Below are 18,980 nucleotides of genomic sequence, written 5' to 3'. Positions count from 1 at the left end.
TATGAGTGGATTTGGTAATACGAAGGCGGACGTTGGTTTCATGAAGAAGCGTTTCAACCAGAACCTAGCGGCCGGCGAAAAGCTGATTGGCTCGGAATACTGGATGGTAATTAAGGGGTATGAAAACCTCTCGATCTTGATCCGAACAGCTCAGCTTCCAGAAATGACCCGTGAGGACATGGAAGACGTGGCGCCTGGCGGCATGAAGTTCAACCAGCACGGTGCACTACGAAATAGTGGGGAAACACAGGTGCAGTGCGTCGAAACCATTACAGGCGACGTTCTGGCAGCTGTGAAAGATATGGTGTTCGGCAAAAAATACGTCGATATCACCATTAGTGCAGCGGCCGAGTCGAACGGCGGTGATCACAAAGGGCTGACCCGCTCATTGCTTCACTGCAAAGTCTACTCTGAAGCTGTGGATCTCTCATCTGAAGACGTCACTGTAGCCGTCCGCCCAAGCCTGCGCATCGTCTACAACTGGGTGGAGTAATTCGATGACACCTAACGAGCTGCTTGAGGGCGTTAAATCTCGGTTTACGCCCCTGCTGGTGGTTGAGTCAAAAGTGCTTGAAAGCCTATTGATTCAGGCTTTGGCGGCTTATCAGGATCGGGCTGGCTTGGTGCGTCGTATCAAGATAGAAAAAGAGGCAGGGATTTCCCTGCCTTATCCTGAAGATTATCTGGCTCTGGTACATGTAGTCGATAAGCGCGAAGTATTGGTTTATAGCGACGATTATGGCTCGTCGGTAGATCTCGAGCTAACTGGAAGAGAACTATACCCCCTAACCCTTTCCTACCTAGTCAACTTGCGCGACCGCCCATTAAGTGAATGGACGGTTCCCCCAACGATTGTCGGCCTTATTCAAGATTACCTTGAAGTATTAATCGCCATTCCTAATACCGAGCGTCAACGGCGCGTATCAATCGCAGGGAAACTTGATACATCTGCCCTTCCCGACGAAAACACGCTGACTCAGCGCAAGTTAGACCTGGAAGCCCAGATGTCGTCAAACCGGGCAATCATTGCCGGCGCAACACTATTTTAAACGGGGGGTGTCATGGGTATTTTTGATGGATTATCCAGCAGATCCAGCCTAAAAAATGCTGTAAACGGCATGTTTAATGACGCGATGGACTCTGCTACAAACCGCTTCCTCCAGGGGACAAATGATGTCGTAAAAGAAGCATTGAATTATGCACTGGGCGGCGGTTCATCCAGTGGTTTTGCCGGCGGTGGGATGGTTAACGGGAAAGCCGGGCACTCTGGTGAAGTTGCCTATGCCAAAAGCATTTTAGAAATGGCGATGCGAATCCAGTACGCACAGGGGTGGCAATGGGTTGTTGAAGCCGACGGGATGAAAGACCTTTTTATGTTTGTTCGCGATGTTTCGTACAGCGAAGGGACTATTGAAACAGATGCCAAAATTATTGGCGGTATCCAGTTTAATAAACCAACTCATATAACACCCGGCACCGTAACAATCACCGTTCGCGATGACCAGACCGGGCGTATTGCTAAATGGTTCGATGCCAGGAAGCGCCGCGTGATAAACCGTGATGGCACTATTAACCTCTCCCCCTACTACGTGATGAACATCCGTGTTTATCGCGTAGGTTTTAACGGCAGTAAAACGTTGGATGCTGAATATCCCGTGATCCCAACGGAGCGTGGCGCCACGACGCGTTCATATGACCAGGTTGGTGAATTCCTTTCATACCCGCTGACATTTGTATGCCACACATCAGCTGATGCCAGTTTAACTGGGCTTGCGTCATCGATGGCAACCGGCATGGCCGGTGATGCACTAAGCAAGGCCACCAGCATAATCAAATTTTAAGGCGAAATATGTTTATCCCTACCCTCTACCAACCCTCAAATCCAAAGAACGAAATCCAGTTTCGGGCGCCGGCGGTTAATGATGCTCTGGAGTTTTGCGGGACGGCGCCGGAACAAGAAGAACAGGCTACGACGCGATACCTCAATACAATGCAGATCGGAGATGTGCAGGATAGTGCTCGATGGACGGCTCAAGACCGCCGCACGGCGTTGTGGTGGATTCATACACATTCGCAACCAAACGGTGCAGAACAGACCGTAAGTTATCAATGTGGCCATTGTGGGGAGCTGCATCACTATGACTTTGACCTGTGCGATTTGGCTGAGGATTTAGAGCTGCTGACAATCCCCCCCTATGTCGAAGTAACCATTCCGGTTAAAGGTGTGCCACATCAATGGCACTTGAAACCTATCGATGGTCTGGGTATGGAGCATTTAGAAATGATGTATTCGAACCTACCGGCTCCAGGTGCACCTAATTATGAAACGGAATTAGCGAATTTACGGCTGGTGGAGATCACCTTGCAGGCTCATTTGGCCGAACAGCCCCAGGAGTTCCAAGAGGCAGCGGAAATGCGATACGAGCTGATTCGTAGCATGGAAGTCAATTCGGAGTTTGTGCCGCTGGCAGCCGGCGTAAGGAAGATGCAAGAAACCTTACGCCACGGGCTACCAATTACGATCCACAAGGGAAAAGCCCAGCTATATATCAAGCCGCATAACTGCCCAACTTTGGCTAAGGAGGGACAGGCGATTTCTACACGCCTTTTCTTTCAGTTTCGGGGTGTCAACTACCTTCCAGGCCATGTCGTTAAATTCCTGGGTGACCCTGATTCATGACCTTGCCTTATACGGAAAGCAGTCGATCGGTGATATAGAGCGCCTGCCCCAGTGGCGTGCTTTCAAGATGGTTGATGACCTGGTTCAAATGATTAAAAACTCGTCAGGTAAACGATAATGCCGGCACAAACTAAGCCAACAGAAATACTGTCTATCATCGAGGCGATTGAGAACGCCAGTGCGAAAGAACTCGATGTACTTACTGATATACACCGAGCAATCGTAAGCCGCTCACCAACAGGCCGCTCGAACGACGTTAAGTTACAGAAGTCTAATGCTTCTATCATTGCCCAGATCACTCGGCGTCAAGAGCCAGCTAATGACTCCTATCCCACTCATGGGCGCAATCAGTTACATGATATTCGCAATAGTAACGGCCGCGTTGAGCTATCTGTATCAGGCGAAAGATTTCAAATTGGTGATAATAAAAATCAAAAATCATCTTTTATCGGTAATTTTCCGCCAAAAAACGTCGCCATTGATAAAAGTCATGCTACTGGCAGTAAATTGCAATCAATTGACATGTTATCGCATGCGCATGACGGTAATCGGCCTTCTGAACTGGCTGGCGGCCCAATTAATGCAAGCGAAAACATTTATTCTGCAATCGGTAATACAGCTAGAAAATTGCATTTGCTAGATGATGGCGACTCATCAAAAACACAAGCAATACAAAGAAGTGAGGGAAAACTCGGTGCACGGGGAGAGAATGGACGATTTATATCAAAGGACACGGTTGAGTCTGACATTGAGGACGAAAAGGACAAGGATGAAAAAAGCCTACTAAAACGCTTGGCGTCATTTTTCTCCAGTAAGAATGGTGATGGGGAGGCTGCGGAGGTTGCTGGGATGGCAGCTGGAGGCGTTCTGTTTAGCGCAGGTAAAGAAGCGGCTGATCTGATCGGTGGCATTAACGACAAGGTGATAAGTCTCAAAGAGTGGCGGGATAAACGCAAAGACCTTCCAAATGCTACAACCCAGGCGCCGATAAAATTCCCGGATGTCAGTGCACCGACTAAATCGCAACAAGCCTACAGTGCGAGCACCACCGGTAAAGTGATCTCCGTTATGGAATCGCAGCAGGAACAGTTAGCAAAATCCGATGAAGAGATTATCCGCGTTCTGGGTGAAATCAGAGACAAGGACTCCAAGGGTAGCAAAGGTGGGCGCGGTATCCTTGGCGGGATTTTAGCGGGCCTGGGCGGGAAGGCTATCGGAAAGGCCTTGGGATCTCGAATTCTGGGGGGGCTATCGTTAGCGTTGGGCGGCGGGGTACTCGTAAAACTATTTAAACGCTTGGCTGGTGCAGGTGATATCAACGATATCATGCCGCGCCCTGGGCGTGGGCCGGTTACTACTGGTGGTATGCATGGGAAGCATATTCCATCCGCCGGATCGCCAAAGGGGAAAGGAGGCAGGCTGACGAAAGTGGCCGCTGGTGCAGGAGCTGTAGCTGTTGGTGCATATGGAGCTATTAAGGGGGTATTTGGCAGTAGTAGCGAAGTTACTGAGGCTGTTGGCGCCAATATCGAAAATCCAGCAGGAAAGAAGGGCGTTGAGGTACCAAAACAACCAGAGGACGTCAAAGCACAGCAAAAATCGCGTAAATCTCGCTCCAAGTCTAAGCGCGGCCGGAAAATGGCTCGCAATAGAGTTTCAGCTAAACCACCAGCAACGAACGCAGAAACCATTACGGCGTCTACTGGGAAGAACGCGAGTAAAAAGGGGGTAGAGAAAGCTTCTGTCACTACGGCAGAACATGCAGCAGAAAAAGCTGTAGGTGAAAAGGTTGCGGAAAAAGCCGCTGGCAAGCTGGCTGCAAAAGGTGCTCTGAAGGCGATTCCAATTGTAGGGACGATTATAGGCGCCGGCATCGATGCGATCGATGGCTTCAGTGATAGTGAAGCACAGAGAGGGGCGTTTAAATTGGCTGAAGGTCAGGATGTTTCCGGCCGTCATAAAAGCGAATATGCTGCCGCCAATATAATCGACATGGGTGGATTGGTGTCCGGTGGTGCCGGCTTCATGGCTGACGGCGCTCGCTGGCTCGGTATGGATGGTGTGGCGGATGGCCTAACATTTAGTACCAGTGATATTGCACAGTCCTTAGACAATGGCGTCAGCAGTGTAAAAGAGTTTTTTGACTCGGGTAGCGATAGCCAGGTCGACGCAATACGCGCAGGTGCGAAACAAACTACAGAAGCAATTAAAGACCTGGATAGTTCTCTTCAGTCCGTAATGCCTGGCATGGCCGACCCATCACTCGCATCTGGCATATCTGCAACTGATGGATCAGCTCCGGCGTTTAATAATGTTTCGAATGAATTAAATATAGGTGGCGCTAATGCGCATACCAGGGCGTTTAGGAATAACAACTTTGGCAACCTGGAGTATGCGGGCCAAGCCGGTGCTGAGTTAGAGAAAGCCAATGCAAAAGGTGAACGTCGTTTTGCTAAATTTGACTCTCCTGAAGAGGGATTTCGTGCGCTAGCGAATCAGCTTAGCAGTTATGCAGAAGGAACATCAAAAGCAATTGGATATCAAAAAGTAGACACCGTAAGGGGGATTATCTCTAAATATGCCCCAAGTGGCGAGAATGATACCGAGGGCTATATTGCTCAGCTGTCGAAGTCCTTGGGCGTGAGGGAGAGCGATCGGCTTGATCTGCGCAATGCGGACGTCATGACAAAAGTAATGCGGCAGATAGCTACTATCGAAGGTGGGGCGCCGCAGGTTTCTGATCAATTTATAAAAACAGCAATTGGCGAACGTTCCGGTAAAAAGTGGGTTGGTCAATTTAACCCAGAAACGCTGTCAATCATTAATCAGCAGCGCCAGGCTGATGGCCTTGAAGCCATTTCCAGCAGCGCGCAATTCTCTCGTCCGGAAAAGCAATCTATGGGCGCGCGCGTCACCGAGGCAGCCACCGAAGCATATGACACTGCCGCGACGTATTTGGGCGAACTTGGAGGTAAAAGCGACGCTGCATTGACTGGAATGTTTGATGTAGAAGGCCTGACTGTACCCGCGCCAGATCGTGGCCTAACAGTGCCGATAAACGACAAGTTACCGGGTGCCTTACAACAGGCATCAAATTCACCGGATGCTATTGCCGCACTCCAGCGGAGGGCCACCAGCAGGATCGGGAGTGGAGTCGAACAAGGTGCTGAATCTGGCGCAATTATGCCTCCCCCCGTTAATGGCGCTCAAGAGCAACCGATGCAGATTGTACCCGCCAGCGAAGTAAAAAAAGCCCGCAAAGTTCTACCTGGCTCGAGTCCGTCACAGCAGGATAACGCTGCTAATGGGGATACCAGCTGGTGGGATGAGACAAAAGATATGGCTTCAGGTATTGGCAGCGTAGCTATGGAGTCGGGGAAAGGGGTGATGGAAGATGCTGCACGTAGTGCCCTCCAGTCGATTGGGGTTGATATTGATAACCCACTATCCTCATTCGCAGTGACGGCCGGTGATACTGTTGGCGGAGGTGTTTCATCAGTCATATCTGGCCTGATGGCCGATACGCCGTTTTCATTCCTGAGCGATACAGTTGCTAACGCTATCGGAGGAAAATCCAACAGCCTTACTCAACAGGCTGTTTCGGCATTTCAAACGTCTCCGCCGCCACCGATCCCAAACCTGGCGGCCAGCGGCGTGGCGCCAGTCTATCAAAGAGATAATGAATCCCGCAGCAGCGATGATGAAACTCTGTCTTGGCTTGAACGTATTGCCAAAGCCGTTGAGAAACAACTCAATGTGAAGCCTGAGCCAAAAGACGCAAATATCAACATGACTACTCACAGCCCGCAACCTGCGCCGCGAACTGAGGTGCCAACTGCGATATCAGATCGCGCCCTCGAAAAACTCTTCGGCTAACGATGAGTGCGGCATCCCTGCCGCACTCATTAACTCACTTCGCCTAAATTATCCTCCTTGCTCCCAGCATAGGTATTCAAATGAACGAGATAGATAGCCTCCTGCGCGTTACCGGGGAAGGCGTGACCATCAAATTGGGTGATGTAGAGGCAATGGAAGCGCGTATAGAGGACTGGTTACACACACCGGAGGGCAGTGTTTATGGCCTTCCAGAGTACGGAAATCCCCTGGCACGCTTTAAACATGAGCCTCTGGACAGCGTGCACACGCTGGTAGCCATTGAAAATGAGATCATCATCAAAATGATGAGCGATATAGCTGATCTGAAGTTGGAGGGGATCAGGATAGAACCAGCTGAGATTGATGTGTTTGTCCTGACTATTGGGATACCTAACCAGGAACTTACCTGGGCAATGAAAAAGGAGTAACGTAATGACCTCGCAAGATATATTGGATAAGTTCACGGCTCTCATTCAGCAAAATGTATGGTGGAGTCGATTTGTAAACAGCCAGTTTATGAAAATGCTGGCGATTATGGTTAGTCAACTCATGTATGCCTGTCAGACTGCCGCCGAGAAGGCATTAACTGAAGGTTTTATTAGTACAGCGACAAAACGTTCATCAATTCTTGCTGCTGCTGAGGATAGAGGCTATGTGACTCGACAGATAACCCCATCATACGGGACTTCCACGGTAATTAATAAAACTCAGAAACCACAATCATTAGCTATCTATACTGATTTGATATCCGACGAGCAAAAACGTTACATGCTTGTTGAACCGGTTATATTGAAGCCTGGCGAAACAAAACATGGTGTTCAAACAAAACAGCTTGAGCGGGAAAGGCTGATATTTGATGTTGAAAACGAAACTGAGTTTTTGTCTTTCACACTAACTAAGGCTATGACAAAAAGATGCGTGAATATTGATGTTTCCGTTACCGATAATGGTGTTGCCCGCCGATGGGAAGAAAACCCTCAGTTTCGACTTTCAAATAAGAATAGCCTTCATTACGTGAAGTTCTATCGGCCAACGGAACAGATTGGTGTTCGCTTTGGTGATGGTTCTATTGGCAAGATGCCGGCCAGCGGTGAACAGGTGATTTTAGATGTTTGGCTGAGTGATGGCGACATAACACTGGTACAAGGCCAGGCATTGACACCGTATGCAGATTCGTCGGAATTATCAGGCCAGATAGAGATCAAGACTGAGACACCAATCACGAACGGCGCCGGGTATGAAACGACAGAGGAAACGAGAAGCAGAGCGCAATATTTTACCGCTTATGACGGCCAGGTAGTGTGGGGGGCGGACTATAAATTTTATCTTCGCACACAGATCCCTAATATTAGCTGGATCAATGCTTGGGGCGAGAAGGAACAGGAGCGTTCAACCGGCGTTAAATCTCTAAAGAATATCAACACTGTATTTTTTTGCGGCCACAAGAAGGGGTTGACGCAGGCACAAATGGAAACGATGGTTTTAGACACTTTCAAAGGGATTCCAAACGAATTAAATAAGAATTTTGTTTACGTTAAAACTAATGAAAGACCATTTACAATTTCCGTTTCCGGTACGGTTAAGAAAAGTGAAATAATTTCAGAAGCTGAGAGAAAAATTCGTGAAGCGTTAGAGGCTAAAGCAGGAAAAGACTCTAGCAACTTCGAACGTGATGAATCAGGGGAGTTCGCACGAGTTTCTCACAATGAAATCTGGGCAATAATTGAGTCAACAGGGCTGCTTTCAAAATTTAATCTTGACATCAAGAATATGAGTGATGCCGCCGCGCTAAACGATTTTATTTTCTTGGATGTAACAAAGTCGATATTTGACCTTAAATACTGAGGCAGGCGATGAAAGATAATTGGTTCAAGGAGCAAATGACGTCTGCCAAGCAAAACTCAGGTTTGTGGGCGGGCTTTGCAGATGTGGTGCAGTCTATGTTGAATAGCATTGTGATGCCATTAATAGAGCGCACCGCCAACAGAAAGTCTCTTTATTCAATGGATAAAGATGATTTGCGAAAACGTATGGGGGAGCTGGGGAAATTCTTTTATATCGATGGGAAGAATAGCGCCTCACTGCCAGTATTGCTTTCCCAGCGCCTGGATGAGATCCATTTCAAGGGGACAAACCGTCCGATCGAGGCAACGCTATGGCGTGAGTTCAAAAACCTTGCTGCCACCTGGGCACCGCTTTATGCACCGGTAGACCAGGCTAAGTTCCCATATGGTTCGTATTTCGTCACCAGGGACGAGCTGGAGACGGCAAAGGGGAAGTATGGTGATTTCTTCCTTACCTCACGCGGACGCATCAGCGTAGCGCTGAACGACGTTTACGACGTATATTCGGATACTGACCCGTCCAAAGTGCTAGACGAGTTCATGCGTCAGTTCAAAATGGTCATTGAGCCATTGATACCGCTTCACATTGTGTTTGACGGCATGGGATATCATTTGCGCTTTGAGCTGGTGGAACGAAAAATCGTATTCACTCTCGCCGGCGCTAGCGCAAAGATCCAAAGCGGTACCTGGTATATCGAATCACTCCAAACAGAGATCTCCGCCGAGTCGGTATCCACTAATCTGAAGGTAACTCAAACGCTCAGCAATATTCCCCGACCCCTCGAGACTGTACTCGTCCAGATGGACGATATGCGGCTCGATGCCTGGGCGCTTGATGTGGTGCCTGTACCAATGATACGCCCGACGCAGGGAGCAGACGCACGACTTGTTGTCGCGGACGGCATAGCCAGTATTCAGACGCTCGGCTTCCGAGGTTGCAATGTAGAATTTACATCTGGCGGGATCATAGGGTACGAGTTCCCTGATGGAATTGACCGCGCGATACTGCCGATTTCAGCCGCCGATGTAGGAAAGATAAACTCTATTATTTATCTAGACACCTTTTAACCGGTTGAACTCTCCACTGACAGGCCCAGCCCCACTGGGCCAGCATGTTCAATTCTAAAACTCACTTTACTTAAACTCACCTGCTAATCAACCACTGCACAGGCGTTCTTCTATGGCAGAAATTAAGGCCGTTCAGACCGGCGGGAAGCTGTTTCGAGCTGCACTGCTGGATTATTTCTACAACCGGCGCGCGGAGTCTGAGATCGGGGCTGGTTCAAGGTTCGTAATGGTGAAGGGATATTTTGGCACGTCGGCGCTGGTAACAGCCAACCCTGCGGGAGGCTGGAATATTGCGAACATACCATCGACGTATTCGCTAAGTGATCTGAAGAACAAATTTGCTGAGTGCAACCTCGTTTGTACAGCAAAAGAAGGATTGATCACCATCAATGCTACGTTGCAGGACTCCTTGCTTCCTGCGGATACACCATACAACTTCAATACAATGATGCTGATTGACGGGGATGGGAAAGCGTTCGCTGTGCTTTGCTGCCAACAGGATACTTTGTATCGTGGGAAAGCCTTCACCGCTGTGTTAACCATCGACCAGAGGGCTGGATAATGACGGCAATAACAACTTCTGGCGGCATCACGATCGTTGCCCCGCAAAAAGCCGGTGGCCTGTTGGCTGACGTTCAGTATCTTGAGCCTTATGCGTCATCAGCATTAAATCGCAAGGCCTATGGAATTTTTGGCGCCGGCGTATACCAGGGATTTTCGGTTGTACCTGGTAAAGGCCTGAATGTGATCGTTAAGCCAAACGGCACTAAGCCTGGTGTCGCATCGGTTGATATCAATGGTTACCAGATCACTGTGCAGCTTCTAACCGAGCAAGCTGTAGCTTTGGTAGCCGGAAAATTGAACATCGTCATTTTGGAGGCGAAGTACGGGCAAGGTATTGTTACTGACCAAGTTGATGCGAATTCCAAAATTAAGGCTGCCAGCCTGCGCGTTGTGAATGATGAGAAAAGTATCCTCGATGGTATGGTCGAAGTTTGCCGTATCAACTTGGCTTCAAATGCCACCAGCGTTCCGGCCGAGAGCATTAATGTAGATAAGCGGTTCTCATTAAAAGTGTCATATGAGCCGACAGATGATATCAACGATGCCCGCACAACCCGACTGTTGACAGTTAAGGCAGGAAAATCGTTCGTTCCACTTGCCGGAGGGGATATGACAGGCCCGCTGGGGGTTACCCGGTTGGTGTTTTCGGACAAAATCACGACACAGGCTAATACAGATATTGACCGGGCTAACGGCTTTACTGTTGAGTCACTCTCCGCTACAAGTCCTGGGTATCCTGTGCAAGGAGGGTTAGGAACGCTGTTAACCTTCAAGGTTAACGAATATCGGAATGTTCAGTTCGCTTTAGGCTCAGGAAATACCGATTTCTATCTCCGCTCGATGCGAAAAGATAACGGTACATCAACGGAAAAATGGGATCGAGTCTACACACAAGCGTTCAAGCCGACTGCTGCGGATGTTGGGGCGCTTACTGATGCGCAAGCTGCCCAAAAATATGCATTACGCTCAATCAAAATTAACGGCAAGCCATTAAGTAGCGATGTGAACTTGCTGGCCGGTGATGTGAATGCTTATAACAAGACTGAAGCGGATGGGCGATATCTTGCGAAGACCAGTAATCTCGCAGACCTTACTGATAAAGCTAAAGCACGCGGCAATCTTGAATTGGGAGATGCCGCCACTCGAAACGTAGGTGTTTCTGGTGGTCAGCTGATGGCTGTTGGTGCGTTTGGCCTGGGTGTTGGTGGTCGCCATTTCGATGATGCATATTGCAATACCGCACAGATTTATCGTTTAAATTCCTCTTCTGCCAATAAGCCGCCTATAACGGGAAATATTGCAGCCGGGGTAATCAGCCTTCCATGCGATGCAGCTCCGTCCTCCGGTTACCTTGCAATTTCAGGGTTGGGAATCGGCTACATAGGTTTTTCGAATAAGCCTGAAAATGGTGTTAAATGGGGGCAAATCTATACCTCTTTAAACAAGCCATCGGCAGCAGATGTTGGAGCTTTGACGGATGCACAGGCTGCACAAAAATATGCACTGCGGTCTATAAAAATAAACGGCAAGCCGCTTTCATCGGATGTGAATTTATTAGCAAGTGACGTTAATGCATGGAATAAAACCGAGTCAGATGGCCGCTATGTAAAACGTGCCGGCGATACAATTAAGGATAGGTTGGTTATCGATGGGGCAACAGTATTGCCTACACAACCATTGCGGCCCTTATCAGATTCCCCAGCTCTTTGGATGCATGGCCTTAGCGTTTCGACGTTTGAATATGATGATCCAAATATCAAGGGTTACCCGACCCAAGCATATTCTACACTGGTTAATTTTAGTGCTACAGAGCATAGAGGCTTACAACTGTTATCAGAAAAAGGGACTAATAATTTTTGGTTGCGTTCTGCTGATGCGGGTAAGTATTCACCGTTTGTTAATCTCTATCATTCAGGAAATAAGCCTAGCGCTGATGATGTATTAGCAGCGGATGCCAGATGTAACTTTGCAGCAAAAAAAGGTGTGTCGAGAGTATTGACTGGCGATGCAAAACCAACATCCCCAGGTATTTGGAGTGTGGAGAATAGTAAATGGACTCCACTGGCCTGGGGTTCTCTATATGTTACAACTAACCTGATTGATTTAACTGCCACTTCAGGTAACCAAAACTTTTTGCACTACTTGTTTATAGGTCATGGCAATGGGAATAAACTATTTGCCGCAACAGATGTAAATGGCTCGTTTAGTGGCTGGTCGCAATACTACTCAACTGCCGGCAAGCCTACAGCCGCAGATGTTGGCGCCCTCACTGATGCCCAAGCGGCGCAAAAATACGCTTTGAGGTCTATTAAGGTTAACGGAAAACCTTTGACATCAGATGTAAACCTGTTAGCCGGGGATGTGGATGCCTATAACAAGGCTGAATCTGACTCGCGATACTTTGCGCGAGGTATGACCGGGACAGCGACTGATGTTGCTTGGAATGCGCCATCGGGTTTCTATAGCACGCAAGCGACGGGTATGACGTCAGTTCTCCACTTCCATTTAGGTGGTACCGGAAGCACTCGAGCTGCTGATTTCCGCTTTAACTATGGTAATGGCGGTATAGCATATCGTTCATCGCGTGATGGGTTTGGGTATGAGAAAGGGTGGACAAAGATCTATACCGAACTGGACAAACCTAAGCCAGCAGATATCGGCACTCTGGACACTTCCGAGATAACAGACAACTATGGGGCCATCGCGAAATTAAGAATTGATACTGGGACTAGCCCTGCATGGGTTCTTATTGGGACGATATCTAACCTGGTTCAATATGGTGGAACTTTAACCATAGATGTCATCGGTGGCTCTGGTTATAACGCTTCAGAGCGAAATAACGCAACCCAGCGAATTATGGTTAGAACAAATAATAACTCGGTGGCAAAAGTTAATGACCCTTATCGTGCCCTTGTGACGAGTCACCATTACGGGAATCCAGCAATAACCGAAGTTAGAGCGGTTGAAGTATCTGCAAATAAATATGAAATATACGCACTGGTAGGTGCTTTTACTAAAAACATTGTCACAACCGTTACCGCATCAGTAAATCTATCAAATTGGGCATATTCCTTTGCCATACAGGAAAAGGTGCCTGTTGCAAGTATTCGCTTTATAGCAAACACGTACTATCACACTGGTAATAAGCCTGCGGCTGAAGATGTTGGAGCATGGAGTAAAGAGGAGTCTGACGCTAGATTCTTGTTGCTGGCGGGGGGCACTGTAAAGACGTTGGCGATAAAGCCTGGAGGTACGGCATCGGAAAGTGAAGCCCTCCGTGTGGAAGGAGCAGCACACACACCTATTGTGATAAGCCGTCCTACATCACAGTCCAACCTATCCATTGGTTTTCAGGTTGCTGATAAATCATTAATGCGCCTTGGTTTAGCGCTGGATAATGAGTTGCATTGGGGGGCAGAAGCTAACCAGGCTTCAAATCCACGTATTTATACCACAGCCAAGCCGCCTACTGCGCAAGAAACAGGAGCATTAACGGACGCACAAGCCGCTCAAAAATATGCTCTTCGCTCTATCAAAGTTAACGGTAAACCTTTAAGCGGCGATGTCAATCTCTTGGCTGGTGATGTTAATGCATGGAGTAAGACCGAGGCTGATGGGCGCTATTTGATGAAGAGTGGCGGGCAACTTACTGGCCTGTTAAAAACTAGCGCTGAAATTCAGTCTACCAGCATGGACAGTTTCCGTATGGTTGGCGGCAAGTTTGGAACATTCTGGCGTAATGACGGCGATAACCTATATTTATTGCTCACAAAGGCTAATGACCAATTTGGCGGATTTAACGACCTAAGGCCGCTAACTGTCAATAATGAAACGGGTTCCATATCGTTAGGCACCCAATTGAATTTAAATAATCCAGATTTTGTTAGAAAATCGGGAATAAATAGTTATCAAAGCGGTGATGTAAAATTTAATCAAACAAACGGCTACATTCTTCAAGGGGCTGGTGACCAATATGCACAATCTTATTTCCTTGAGACTGTAGGGCAATATACGGCTTTGCGGTGGCGGGTGCGCGGCGGTAATTCGGATGGCTGGCCTGAGTTTCGCAATGATGGTTCATTGTATTTGTCTGGTAACTTTCCTTGTGTCAAAAATAGTTTCGGAACCACTTGGCATCCAGACGGAAACATTGAGAGCAATCTGTGGGGTGGCTACCTAAGTAACTGGCTGAACAATAATCTCAATGGCCGTGTCGATTGGGGATCATTTAATAGCCGCAGCCATATTTCCGGGAATAGAAATGCCTGGTGGTACAAGGACGAGCTAACCGGGTATATCCATCAGGGTGGTGTTATCAATCGCGGCGATAACTATCTAAACCGCGTTAATTTTCCTCGCGGGTTTACACAGGACTGTTTCGGGGTTCAATTAACATTGGCGGGTCATTGGGGGGACTCATCCGCAAACATGGAAGCGCTAAACGTGGGGCCGGGAGGATTTGACTCTGGTATGAATGGAAATGAACGCATCGCATTTTGGTGGGCGGTTGGGGTTTAATTATGAATTACGGATACAGTGCGAAAACCAATATTTTCTATGTGTTGGAAGATCAAGAAGCCTACGAAACCAATAAAAACTGGCCTGATGATGTTAAACCAGTTCCTGAAGAGTATTGGGAAAAGTATCGCGAGCAACCCCCTGTAGGAAAAATCCGGGGGGCGGATACCGATGGCCTGCCGTGCTGGATTGACGCCCCGCCGTTGAGTCAAAAGGAACGAGAGGTCGAAGCTGTTCGCAAAAAATACTTGCTGATCACTCGCGCTAGCAATGCAATTGCTCCTTTGCAAGATGCGGTTGAATTAGGGATGGCGACTGAGAAGGAAAAGGAGAAGTTAGTCGCATGGAAAACATACCGTGTCATGCTTAATCGCATTGATACTTCTCAAGAAACTGATATCACCTGGCCTGAAGATCCTAAGTAATTCCCCTTGCCAGTTAAAGCGCCTCCGGGCGCTTTTTTTTTGCCTAAAAAACAACGTGGCAGTTTGAAAAGTCACTTTTGCTAGTCTCGTTTTCGCATCAACAGAGCCGGAGGAATACGTGCCAACAAGCACACAAACGCTCGTTATTGCTGTGCTGTTATCAGTGCTCGGAGGGTTGGCTGTTTTCCTCCAAGGGGTGCGAGAAGAAAGGATTAAGCGGGATTGGTTCAATCTTTTTACTGAGCTGGTAATCAGCTTTGTATCGGGGGCCACCGCTTACTACTCAGCTGAGCACCTTCGCTGGGAAGAACCTCTCTTGCTCCTGGCAGTTCTGGTAGCGAGCAATAACGGACGAGAAACCGTAACCGTGGCTAAAGAGAAGTTTTTAGCCGCACTACAAAGCATTTTTATTAAAAAGGGGATTTAGATGATCAGTGAAACGTGCCTGGCGCTGGTTGTTGCGGCCGCGCTGGCAGACCGCTTTCTGTTTAAGCGTAGAAAGGCAATTGTGCAAGATACCGGATCAGAAGAATACATTGATGAGGTGATCCGTTTTCCGGTGAGTTTCCTTACTACTTGCCGCAATGTGAAGGGGGCACGAGTTGAATACTGCCTTCGAGATAAAAAAGACCCTACTACGGTGATTACCGGCAAAGCCCGGTCATTGTTCATTTCTGATAAGGGTTTAACCCGAGAATTCCTGTTCTTTAATCGTCGTTATCTGAAATCAGGCAATTGGGAGCTGGTTGTGCGAATGACCCACGGCGACAGCCGGATTAATCCACTCTACCGTCTTTTCCCAGTCCAGTCAGTGGTTACGAAAGTGTTCGATATTCCTGCTGATAAGGTGGCGCCATATGCCCGCTAATCTGTTTTCGAAGAACGGGCAGACATACCATGTCCTAGACTTCAATAATCTCAATGAGAAAGGCCTGGAACCACTAAAAAAGGCCGTGACTAAAGCCGGTGCAGAGATCGTTAAGGTTGTCCCTGCCGGCACTGCTCGAAAAAAAGACGGAGTGCGTATACGCACCTTTGCCCTGAAAGCTTTGGACGAGCAAGAGGTGTCCGTTCAGGTTAATGATTCGGGTGATATCTCCTCCATTTCACTGAATAAAAAGACTGTTCCATTTACCGGCGCCAAAGACCTCGATGCACTCGCGAAAATCATCGCCGGCGCCATTTCCTCTAATGCCCAAGCTTTTGCCAAATCACTTGCCCGAAAGCTGGCTAAAGCAGGTCGAGTGGAAACCCCTCGCCAAAAAAGCGGCCTTAAATCTAATGCGCAGCGACTCGCTGAACAAAATGGTCGTATCGATGCCGCCAAGCAAAAGATTGCTTCTGCGCAGGCAGTTACGCTTAAGCGAGGTAATGATTTACAGGTTAAGCGTGCCAGGGCCGAGGCCTTGAAGAACCAACTTCGCGCTGAGCAAGCTCAAGGCCGCAAACTGAAAACTGAATTTGAGACTCTAAAACGTGAGGTAGCGGCATGAGTAATCCATATCATCCAATGAATGGCGTACTGATCGTCGATCGCGGTGACTATGATGTACGGCAAGTAACCGATGCGGAATTTGCTTCTCTGAATGAGGGCGGTGGTGAAGATTTAATGCTTGAAAGCGTTACTGTCGAAGAGGTTGAGTCTGCGTTTATTGGTGATCACCTGGCTGATCCGCACAGAACGGCGATGTTTGAAGCCATTAGCACCACGAAGAACCGTTTGTCACAAACCATGCGCGCCTTTGTTCGTGTGCTCAATTCAGGCTTAAATGGGACGGGGATAAAAGCCGGCACAGATGAGGCAGGAACCGATGATACTGGCGTCAGTACAGCTGGTGGCGCCGAAATAGGGAATGTTCGAAAGGTCGCCGGCATCCCAGTTATGGCCGCAAAGATACCGCTCACTGACGGTCAGAGCGTTTCCCTCTTGTTCCACAGCCCAACCGCCGACGTTAAGCTGAAAGCTCAAGACGTTCTTGTCGCCTTTAAGTTTCTTCTGAATAAACGGGATGTTACTCATGTTGTGGCGCCGATCGGTGGGCGCGATATGTCTCTAAACCAAACTGCACAGACGCTCTCAAATCTGATTGAAAAAAACAGCTCGAAATTTTCAAAAAGCCGCGACAAGCACAACAAGCTGAAACTGGATGCTGAAGCTGCGGAATTTGAAGCTGAAAAGCTTGAAAGCCTTGCAATTGATGAAATGGCCAAAGCTGATGAGATGGCGCCGCAAATGGCGGATATCGATGCTCAAATTGAAGAGTACAGTGCCAGTATTAGCCGGCAGACCTCAGAAAATGAGCGCTTAAGTTCTGCAATCGAGTCACTGAAGGCAAAAAAAACTCAGAAGCAAAGCCCAATGCCTGAACTGGGCGTTTCCACGGGGGGAACTGCTGCCACTTCTGGCAGCTATACCGTGCCACTGGCAAGTATTCAAACCGGTGCGATGAACCCTACTTTAAAAAAAGCAGCGGTATCCGGCGAAAACCCAATCTGGTATTCACAAAGTAACGGCGACAATATCTCATTTTCTGGTTCGATCACTGTAAACGGTGTTGGCCCTTCCCCCGAAGCCGTTGCCTATAAAAACAAATACAAAGCTGCCAAAACGGCGGGATATCAATATACCTATTTCCGTATCTCTGGCCTGCAAGGTATTTACGTATTTGTGAAGGATGGACAAGTTCTTACCAAAGCCGGATTTGAAGCTATTACGGTGGCTGAGGAAACCGAGCAGCCAGCAACCACGACTGCGGCAGCAGCTGATGATATGGATACCGACACCTCTCAAGCCGGCGCGCTTTATTATTATGGGTTGAAAGCTCGACCAAATTGGCGGCCGGGTGGGGCAGTGAATACATATGATCCCGAGGGCTTTAGTGCTTCAGGAATTAAAACTGAGCGCTCCATTGGTGCTAATGACATTCGTTATGGTGTTGCCGTCTATAACAGCCCACTAAGTGCGGACAAGGTGGCTGATTATGAACTGGTTGATTTGCAATACAGCCAGGATGAGAAGGAGGCTTTTTCGAATATAGAACTGCTGAAGCCGCTAATCGGTCAGTTGAAAGGTAGAGAGCCTCATGCAACCAGTCAGGACTTTTTACGCAACTATCTGACGCGAAGCGGGGCCAATGCTACTGAGCTTCCAGACGGCCTTTCATTGGGAACGATTGTGAAGAACTTGCGTACTGCCGGCCTTGCCCAACGTAAGAGTGCTGAGGGAGTGTTAGAAACCATTTTCAATGAAGTACCACCAGCTTCACCACTTGCACCACCGGAGACTAAAACTCCTGGCGCTCCAATTCCCTCACCGGAACTGGACATTCCGCCTTCGCCGGCAGGAGAACCCCCACCAGTTTTAACCCCGTCTGAAAATGAAGTTGATACAAACGCGAACAAAGCCGTTGAGTTTTTGAAGGCGACTCTATCACTGCAAACGAGTGATATGGATGAGATCCGAGAGGCTCGAGGAAACACTCGTCAGGCCGTTGGTGCTCTGGCAAATGCCGGTATTTATGACGAGCATGAAAGCTTGGTAAACGACGTAGCACAGCATTTGTCAGATTTGTTAGTCGCCATCCAGCGTGAGGGGGCTGCCGCATGATTTTATCAGCAATAGAGCGTCTTGACCTGGCGGATCAGTTGGATGAACTGATGCGAAAGTCAGCCGCCGCCAAGGGGCTGGAAAAGCTTGATTATGACGACCGTATCGATGAGGTGATGGTCAAGCTCGGGTATGGTGGCGCGCAACCGCAACCGGAACCAGCACCAACCGCTACAGCTAATGACCATGACGTCCAACCCCAAGTTGTTGTCGATTTCTTGAGCGGGAAATTTAATCAGTCAGACAAGGATGAGTTCATTAGCGTGCTGGACGATCTGACCATTTATGTGGGTGAGCACTTGAGCTTTGAGGATGTGCAAATCGGCGCCTCAAATTGGGTACGACTGAATCACCCTGAAGCGGCTTAATTCTAGCGCTTGGCCCGTGTGATAGCGGGT

General features: G+C 48.4%; 16 protein-coding genes. All 16 read left to right on the top strand.

Features of this window, described 5'->3' with window-relative positions; all coding sequences use genetic code 11:
- The first annotated feature begins 1 nt into the window (after position 1).
- Positions 2-493 carry a baseplate protein gene (locus JOE25_RS25320; RefSeq protein ID WP_129941853.1) on the top strand — a complete coding sequence of 164 codons (492 nt, stop codon included), beginning with the start codon at positions 2-4 and terminating at the stop codon, positions 491-493.
- Positions 494-497: 4 nt separating this feature from the next.
- Entirely contained in the window at positions 498-1,049 is a 552-nt protein-coding gene (locus tag JOE25_RS25315) for a hypothetical protein (protein WP_129941854.1), read from the top strand.
- Between the two features lie 12 nt (positions 1,050-1,061).
- Positions 1,062-1,841 carry a phage tail protein gene (locus JOE25_RS25310; RefSeq protein WP_230118546.1) on the top strand — a complete coding sequence of 260 codons (780 nt, stop codon included), beginning with the start codon at positions 1,062-1,064 and terminating at the stop codon, positions 1,839-1,841.
- An 8-nt stretch (positions 1,842-1,849) separates the two neighbouring features.
- Positions 1,850-2,680, top strand: a complete 831-nt coding sequence (locus tag JOE25_RS25305; RefSeq protein WP_129941855.1) for a hypothetical protein — start codon at positions 1,850-1,852, stop codon at positions 2,678-2,680.
- Positions 2,681-2,797: 117 nt separating this feature from the next.
- Positions 2,798-6,556 carry a hypothetical protein gene (locus JOE25_RS25300; protein WP_129941856.1) on the top strand — a complete coding sequence of 1,253 codons (3,759 nt, stop codon included), beginning with the start codon at positions 2,798-2,800 and terminating at the stop codon, positions 6,554-6,556.
- A gap of 80 nt (positions 6,557-6,636) precedes the next feature.
- Positions 6,637-6,984 (top strand): hypothetical protein, encoded by a 348-nt coding sequence (locus JOE25_RS25295; RefSeq protein ID WP_129941857.1) that lies wholly within the window; start codon positions 6,637-6,639, stop codon positions 6,982-6,984.
- Between the two features lie 4 nt (positions 6,985-6,988).
- Positions 6,989-8,401, top strand: coding sequence for a baseplate protein (locus JOE25_RS25290; RefSeq protein WP_129941858.1), 1,413 nt, complete (start codon positions 6,989-6,991; stop codon positions 8,399-8,401).
- A gap of 8 nt (positions 8,402-8,409) precedes the next feature.
- A complete protein-coding gene (locus tag JOE25_RS25285) occupies positions 8,410-9,468 on the top strand; it encodes a phage tail protein (RefSeq protein WP_129941859.1) in 1,059 nt (352 codons plus the stop codon).
- Between the two features lie 112 nt (positions 9,469-9,580).
- Positions 9,581-10,030 (top strand): phage tail protein, encoded by a 450-nt coding sequence (locus JOE25_RS25280; protein WP_129941860.1) that lies wholly within the window; start codon positions 9,581-9,583, stop codon positions 10,028-10,030.
- 62 nt (positions 10,031-10,092) lie between these two features.
- On the top strand, positions 10,093-14,550 hold the full coding sequence (locus JOE25_RS25275; RefSeq protein WP_129941861.1) for a hypothetical protein: 4,458 nt from the start codon (positions 10,093-10,095) through the stop codon (positions 14,548-14,550).
- A 2-nt stretch (positions 14,551-14,552) separates the two neighbouring features.
- Entirely contained in the window at positions 14,553-14,975 is a 423-nt protein-coding gene (locus JOE25_RS25270; RefSeq protein WP_129941862.1) for a tail fiber assembly protein, read from the top strand.
- A gap of 118 nt (positions 14,976-15,093) precedes the next feature.
- Positions 15,094-15,402, top strand: coding sequence for a phage holin family protein (locus tag JOE25_RS25265; protein ID WP_129941863.1), 309 nt, complete (start codon positions 15,094-15,096; stop codon positions 15,400-15,402).
- The gene (locus tag JOE25_RS25260) at positions 15,403-15,843 is read left to right on the top strand and encodes a hypothetical protein (protein ID WP_129941864.1); all 441 of its coding nucleotides are present in this window, start codon (positions 15,403-15,405) and stop codon (positions 15,841-15,843) included.
- A complete protein-coding gene (locus tag JOE25_RS25255; RefSeq protein ID WP_129941865.1) occupies positions 15,833-16,468 on the top strand; it encodes a hypothetical protein in 636 nt (211 codons plus the stop codon). The genes JOE25_RS25260 and JOE25_RS25255 overlap by 11 nt, the downstream gene beginning before the upstream one ends.
- A complete protein-coding gene (locus JOE25_RS25250; RefSeq protein WP_129941866.1) occupies positions 16,465-18,582 on the top strand; it encodes a hypothetical protein in 2,118 nt (705 codons plus the stop codon). Before JOE25_RS25255 ends, JOE25_RS25250 begins: the two co-directional genes overlap by 4 nt.
- Positions 18,579-18,950, top strand: coding sequence for a ddrA (locus JOE25_RS25245; protein WP_129941867.1), 372 nt, complete (start codon positions 18,579-18,581; stop codon positions 18,948-18,950). The genes JOE25_RS25250 and JOE25_RS25245 overlap by 4 nt, the downstream gene beginning before the upstream one ends.
- Positions 18,951-18,980 lie beyond the last annotated feature (30 nt).

The sequence above is a fragment of the Serratia sp. PL17 genome, assembly GCF_017832355.1.
Classification (GTDB): Bacteria; Pseudomonadota; Gammaproteobacteria; order Enterobacterales; family Enterobacteriaceae; genus Serratia.
The sequence above is the reverse complement of the archived record's forward strand: the minus strand, read 5'-3'. Positions and strand labels throughout refer to the sequence as shown.